General features: G+C 64.7%; 6 protein-coding genes. All 6 read right to left on the minus strand.

The window, feature by feature from the left end; all coding sequences use genetic code 11:
* Positions 1 to 452 precede the first annotated feature (452 nt).
* Entirely contained in the window at positions 453 to 1,454 is a 1,002-nt protein-coding gene (locus B2527_RS19335; RefSeq protein WP_293717320.1) for an HlyD family secretion protein, read from the minus strand.
* Positions 1,455 to 1,463: 9 nt separating this feature from the next.
* The gene (locus B2527_RS19340) at positions 1,464 to 1,661 is read right to left on the minus strand and encodes a DUF1656 domain-containing protein (RefSeq protein ID WP_293717321.1); all 198 of its coding nucleotides are present in this window, start codon (positions 1,659 to 1,661) and stop codon (positions 1,464 to 1,466) included.
* Positions 1,651 to 3,738: an FUSC family protein gene (locus B2527_RS19345; protein WP_293717322.1), complete on the minus strand. Its 2,088-nt coding sequence runs from the start codon at positions 3,736 to 3,738 to the stop codon at positions 1,651 to 1,653. The genes B2527_RS19340 and B2527_RS19345 overlap by 11 nt, the downstream gene beginning before the upstream one ends.
* Positions 3,739 to 3,802: 64 nt before the next feature.
* Positions 3,803 to 4,297: a MarR family winged helix-turn-helix transcriptional regulator gene (locus tag B2527_RS19350; protein ID WP_293717323.1), complete on the minus strand. Its 495-nt coding sequence runs from the start codon at positions 4,295 to 4,297 to the stop codon at positions 3,803 to 3,805.
* Between the two features lie 90 nt (positions 4,298 to 4,387).
* Positions 4,388 to 5,503 carry a cyclopropane fatty acyl phospholipid synthase gene (gene cfa, locus B2527_RS19355; protein WP_293717324.1) on the minus strand — a complete coding sequence of 372 codons (1,116 nt, stop codon included), beginning with the start codon at positions 5,501 to 5,503 and terminating at the stop codon, positions 4,388 to 4,390.
* Positions 5,504 to 5,519: 16 nt separating this feature from the next.
* Positions 5,520 to 5,828 (minus strand): RsiV family protein (locus B2527_RS19360; RefSeq protein WP_293717325.1); only part of this gene is annotated, 309 nt, incomplete at its 5' end.

A 5,828-nucleotide genomic window follows, 5' to 3' on the forward strand; every position in this document is an offset into this window, starting at 1 on the left:
TGGAGAAGCGTGGCCTGACCACCGGTGCTGCTGCCAAGTAAGTAGTTACTGGTCTTGATGGAATGAAAACGCCCGGCTTTGCCGGGCGTTTTCTTTTGCGTGGTGCAGGCAGATCAAGAGCGGCCCTCATCCGCCCCCCGCCTTCGCGGGGGCGGGCTCTTCGGGCACCTTCTCCCGCTCGCGGGAGAAGTGAGCGCGTCGGCGCTACGAGGCTCTGACGTATTGCCGGTACTCAGCATTGCGCGGCAACTCTCAGCTCAAGCAGCAGCCTGCATTCCCTTCTCCCGCGAGCGGGAGAAGGTGCCCGGAGGGCGGATGAGGGGGCTTTTAGCTTTTAGCTTTTAGCTTTTAGCTTTTAGCTTTTAGCTTTTAGCTTTTAGCTTTTAGCTCCGAGCCTCGGGCGCTCCACTTCGAACTTCATACAGCCAGCAGCGAACAAACCCGACCCAACCTTATCGCCCCTGCTCCACAATCACCGTCGCAGTCATGCCATTGGCCAGGACCACCCCGTTTGCGAGCGCGCCAGCATCGAGCTTGATCCGCACCGGAATCCGCTGCGCCAGCCGTACCCAGTTGTAGGTCGGGTTCACATTGGCCAGCAGATCACTGCCGGTCGGGCTGTCCGCATCGGTAATACCGTGTGAGATGCTCTCGATATGTCCATGCAGTTCCTGCCCGCTCATCAGCTGCACGCGCGTGCCATCGCCCACATGCAGCTGGGCGAGCTTGGTCTCTTCAAAATAGCCGTAGACCCAGAACGAGTCGGTGTCGATCACCGCCAGTTTGGCCGCACCGGCGGTAGCGTAATCACCCTGCCGCACTTCCAGGTTGGTGACATAGCCATCCACCGGCGCACGCACTTCGGTGCGCTCCAGGTTCAATTCGGCCGTATCCAATGCTGCCTGTGCCTGCTCCACCGCGGCCAACGCCTGCTGCTGCGCGGCGCTGGCCTGCTGGCGGCTGGCCTGTGCCTGGGCAACGCCGGCACGTGCGGCCTGCGCGGCGCTGAGCGCATCGGTGCGTGCTTCTTCCGAAATCAGGCTGCCGGTGATGCGCTGGCGGCGTTCGTATTGCAGCTCGTAACGACTGGCGTTGACACTCTGTTGTGCGGCGCCGGCCGCTGCCACCTGGATGCTGGCGCCCGCCGCGCGTGCCGAGGCCTGCGCCGCCGCCAGATTGCCACGGGCCTGGTTCAACGCGTTCTGATAACGCGCCGGATCGATCCGGTAGAGCACATCGCCACGCTTCACCAACTGGTTGTCACGCACTGCCACCGCGCTCACCGGGCCGGACACATCCGGCGCTACCCGCACCACCTCCGCGCGCAGGCGGCCCTCACGAGTCCAGGGGGAATACATGTAGTGGCGCCACATCGCCATCGCGACCAGGGCGGCAATCACCACCACCACCGCGGTGAGGGAGAAACGAAGCAGGGATTGGACTTTGGGGGTCATGGAGAGTTCTCAGAACAGCAGCAGGCCGAAGCCACCAAACAGACAGATGAAGATCGCGGTACGGAACAAGGCCGGATGCCAGACATGGCGGTACCAGCCACGCCGGCCGGCGACCGCGTCCAGCGCCCACAACAGCGCGCAGACCAACAGGAACAACAACAGCAGGCCGGGAAACAGGGTTCCCGCGAAGGCGATTTCAATGGGCATCGGGATCGGTTTCCAGGTTTGAATCCGCGGTCGTGTTGTAGGCCGCCATCACCGAGCGGTCGTCCACCATCGCCAGCCGCACCAGCCGCAGGTGCAGCAGCACGCGCGCGGCCACACCACCCGCCCCGGCCTGGGCGCGGGCAACGTCGATGGCGGCCGCCAGCGCCGCATCGGCGCGCAGCCAGGCAGCCCTGCCGGGCAGTGCGAAGAAGTCCGCCAACGCCCGCACCACCGCGTCCACACCCTGATGCAGCGTTGTCGATGTCGGTTCGTGGGCAACATCCTGGCGCAGGTGGATCAGCGCACGGCCGGTCTCGTTGACCGCCAATGCCCAGGCCAGCTGCTCACGTGATTCCTCGCTGCCCGGCGCGGTGTGCGCCACGATCTGATGCAGCAGGTCACTATTGCTGCTTTCAAAACGGTGCTGCAGGCCACGCAGCGGTGCCTGCGCCGCCAAACCCACCTGCGCACGCAGGCCGGCCATCTGCCGCCGTCGCAACCAGGCCGTGCCTACCAGCGGCGGCATCAGCGCGAAGCTCAGCACCGCCGCACCCATCGCGATCATGTGCGAGGTGCCTTCGTTGAAGAAGCGCGTCGGGTCGAAACTATGCACGCTGGTAATGGCCAGGATGTTCACCAGGCCCATGGTGTAACCCAGCCCGAACACCGACAGCTTCGGCCGGCTGACCATATAGGGCCCCACCAGAAAGAACGGCAGCAGACCGGCGACCAGCAGCGTATAGCCCTCCATCCGCGTCAACACGGTGAAGTTGCAGACATAGGCCGCCAGCAAACCGACCAGATAGCCCCAGCCCACCTTGCCGGTCATCCGCGCGGCATTGGGCACGGTCGCGAACAGGCCGGAGAAGATCGTCGCCAGCAGCATCACGTTGATCGCCATGGCCCAGCCGCTGGCCGCCCACAGCGCACCCAGCAACAACATTGTGATCGCGGTACGGGCAAATGCCACGGCCGCACCAAGGTAGTCATTGCCGCGGACGAAATGCGCACGCGCATCGTCCTCGGTGGGCGCCACCTGCGCGGTCAGCTGACGCCGCGCATGCACGTATTGCTCCAGCTCCTTCACGAAACGGCGCAGCAGCTGCGTACCGACATCGAAATCCTCAATCTGCGCCGCCCCCTGCAACCCGCCGCGCAGCCCGGCCGCACGCGACCCGAGCTGTCGGCGCACTTCATGGATGCGCTCAGCCAACTGCGCCGGGTCCTGCTCACTGCCCTGCAGGGCCAGGCCCAGGGGCTGGTACAGCTGCTGCAGGGCCTGCCCTGCCGCGGGCGCAGGCTGGCGCAGCAAACGGTTGATCAGATGATGCAGGGACTGGAAGCTGGTCGAAGCCGCCATGAAGCGCTGGTTGAAGCGCTGCAGGTGCGCGCTGCGGGCCCGCGCCTCCGGGTCTTCGAAGATCACCGAGCTGCGCAGGTCTTCCAGTGTCACCGCATCGCGCACTACGCGCAGGTGGGCCTGCTCCATCTGCTCACGCGGCATCTCGCCCAGCAGCGCACCGCGCATGAAGCCGAGGAAATTCTCATATTGGCCGCTGACTGCCGTGCGCAGGGTATCGCGCAGCCGCACCGGGAAGATCGTGTCGCTGATCACCGCGGTCACCAGCAGCCCCAGCAGCACCTCGCTGATACGCGCGACCGCCGAGTCGAACACCTGTCCCGGGTGGGTGGCGATCACCGGCAAGGCGATGATGGCGGCGGTGTAACCGGCCAGCACGAAGGCATAGGACTTGAAGTTGCGATGCAGGGTGGCACCGGCGGTGCAGCCGGCAATCCACAACGCCATCAGTATCAGGAAGGGCTCACGCTGTTGCGGAAACAACGCCACGATCAACAACGCCGCCGCTGCGCCCACCAAGGTGCCCAGCACGCGGTAGAAGGCCTTGGCCAGCACCATGCCGCTCTGCCGGTGCATGACGATGACCGTGGTCATCATCGCCGTGCCCGGTTGCGGCAGCTGCAGGCGCATCGCCAGCCAGCCGGTCAGGAAGAACGCCACGGTGGTACGCAGCACGAACAGCCAGGTATCGGCCTCGCCTTTCAGAAAGACCCGCATTCCCGCGTACCAGGGCGTGGCTGTCGGCGTGCTCACCGATGATGGGATGGCGGGCATGCTGGACTCAGTTCGCCTCGATGCCATCGAGCATCTTCTTGAGAAGCCGCTCAAGCTGGTGCTGCTCTTGCCCATCCAGGCCCTGCACCTGCATGACCAACAGCTCCGCCATCTTGGGCAGCAGCCGCTGGATGCAGGCCAGGCCATTCGCGGTCAGGTGCAGGCCCAGCTTGCGCCGGTCATGGGCGTCCGGAATGCGCTCCAACAGGCCCTTGTTGCACAGTTGGTCTGTCAGCCGGGTGATGTTGGCCGACTTCTCGGTTGCCGCTTCAGCCAACTCCGACGGGGTCAGCGGATGATCCGGCGTGCCGTACAACATCATCAGGATGTTGTACTCGGCGTGGCTGAGCTCGAACTCGCGCAACACCGCATTGGCACGGTCATGGACCGTCTTGTAGATCCCTTTGACCAGGCGCACCAGCACCGCGGGCTCGCGCGGGAATCCCGGCCAGCGGGCGCAGGTGGCATCAATCCGGGTTTCTGTCGCGTCGAAGCTGCTCATGGCCTATCCGGCTCATCCAAGGATGAGGCAGATAATACACATGTGTAATATAAACTTATAAAACAGTTTCGGGGTTACAGCGTTCTACGTTCAGCGTGGCGCCACATAGCCGCCACGCACCCCGCGCGGTGACAGCACCAGTTGCCACAGCTGCGAGTGGCGGGTGCGGAAGGTGGCCATGGAGCCCGCCAGGTAGAAGCGCCACATGCGCCGGAAGCGCTCGTCATAGCGTGCATCCAGCTGATCCCATGCCGCCTCCACGTTCTCGCGCCATGCCCGCAGGGTGCGGTCGTAGTCGGTACCGAAGTTGTGCCAGTCCTCCAGCACGAACAGCCCTTCCATCGCATGGGTGATCTGCGCAGCCGACGGCAGCATGGAGTTGGGGAAGATGTACCTTGCGATCCACGGGTCGGTGCGATCGCGGCTGATATTGGTGCCGATGCTGTGCAGAAGGAACAGGCCCTGTTCGGCCAGGCAGCGCCGGGCCACCTCGAAGTAGGTGCGGTAGTTCTTGACCCCGACATGCTCGAACATGCCCACCGACAGAATGGCGTCGAACGGTTCATGCAGCTCGCGGTAGTCCTGCAGGCGGATCTCGACCGGCAGCCCGGCGCACAGTTCGCGCGCGAACTCCGCCTGCTCCTGCGAGATGGTCACCCCCACCCCCTGCACGCCGTAGCGCTCGGCGGCGAATTTCAGCGCCTCGCCCCAGCCGCAACCGATATCGAGCACACGCATGCCAGGCTGCAGGCCCAGCTTGCGGCAGATCAGGTCCAGCTTGGCTTCCTGCGCGTCGTCCAGATTGCCGGCGTCGCGCCAGTAACCACAGCTGTAGACCAGGCGCTTGCCGAGCATGGCCCGGTAAAGATCGTTGCCAAGGTCATAGTGGCGCTTGCCGACCTCGTAGCTGCCCTGCCCGCTCTGCAGGTTGAACAGCTTGGCCTTGAGTGCATCCCAGACCTCGCCACCGCCATGCACGCGCTCGTCCAGGCGTGCGTCGAGCAGATGGGTGAGCAGGCCATCCAGCGAATGCGCCTGCCACCAGCCCTCCATGTAACTCTCGCCCAGACCGAGCGAGCCGTCGGCCAGCACCCGCGCATGGAAACGCGGGTCAAGGATGTCGATGTCCTGCGGCTGGTCACCCCCGGGGGTGATACCGGCCTCCTGCAACAGCGCTTCGACACGTCGTTGCAATCCTGCATCCATCGCTGGCCTCCATGGTTTACGGGTGTGCGAACAACCCCTGGTAATCAGCAGCCACATGCGGCAGCAGCACCGCCGCCGGTACATCCACCGTCTGCGTGCCGTCCGAATACGGCCCCACCTGGTAAGGCGCGAACACGAAACGCAGCGCGTTGATCTTGCCTGCCGCGTCCAGCACCGGCTGGAACTGGCTGAAGTTGGTCGGGTCCGGCGCGGTGCCTTCGTCAATCATCTTGGACAGATTGCGCACCTGCGCCTGCTGTTCCTCCGGCGACAGGTCCTCGCCCTGGGCACGCACGGTGGCCTGCTCCAGCAGCTTGTCCTCGGC

Source organism: Stenotrophomonas sp. UBA7606 (genome assembly GCF_002477705.1).
GTDB lineage: Bacteria > Pseudomonadota > Gammaproteobacteria > Xanthomonadales > Xanthomonadaceae > Stenotrophomonas.

Excerpts from the sequence above, each read along its gene's own strand:
- B2527_RS19335 (WP_293717320.1), bottom strand. The coding sequence starts at position 1,454 with ATGACCCCCAAAGTCCAATCCCTGCTTCGTTTCTCCCTCACCGCGGTG.
- B2527_RS19340 (WP_293717321.1), bottom strand. The coding sequence starts at position 1,661 with ATGCCCATTGAAATCGCCTTCGCGGGAACCCTGTTTCCCGGCCTGCTG.
- B2527_RS19345 (WP_293717322.1), bottom strand. The coding sequence starts at position 3,738 with ATGCGGGTCTTTCTGAAAGGCGAGGCCGATACCTGGCTGTTCGTGCTG.
- B2527_RS19350 (WP_293717323.1), bottom strand. The coding sequence starts at position 4,297 with ATGAGCAGCTTCGACGCGACAGAAACCCGGATTGATGCCACCTGCGCC.
- cfa (WP_293717324.1), bottom strand. The coding sequence starts at position 5,503 with ATGGATGCAGGATTGCAACGACGTGTCGAAGCGCTGTTGCAGGAGGCC.